Origin of the sequence: Paraburkholderia sp. SIMBA_027 (genome assembly GCF_046535315.1) — a bacterium.
Taxonomy (GTDB): domain Bacteria; phylum Pseudomonadota; class Gammaproteobacteria; order Burkholderiales; family Burkholderiaceae; genus Paraburkholderia; species Paraburkholderia tropica.
Window position 1 is genome coordinate 1 of record NZ_JAWRWY010001030.1, and the last position, 257, is coordinate 257.

Here is a 257-nt window from a genome sequence, read left to right on the forward strand (position 1 = left end):
CTCGGGTGCAACTCCAGCGCCCCAACCCGGCACCTCGCCACAAAAAAAGCCCGCAACAAGTGCGGGCTTTGCATTTTCAAACTACCAGCTATTCAAACCGATCAGACCACTCCAGCTCCATGCGCCTGCAAATCAGCGTGATAGCTCGAGCGCACCATCGCGCCAACGGCGGCGTGCGTGAAGCCCATCTTGTACGCTTCTTCCTCGTACATCTTGAACGTGTCCGGATGCACGTACGAGCGCACCGGCAGATGATG

At 58.0% G+C, this 257-nt stretch carries 1 pseudogene; it reads right to left on the minus strand.

Annotated features, from left to right (window positions below):
- Window positions 1-101: 101 nt before the first annotated feature.
- A pseudogene (locus SB764_RS42245) lies at window positions 102-257 on the minus strand (lipoyl synthase); the annotation flags it as partial.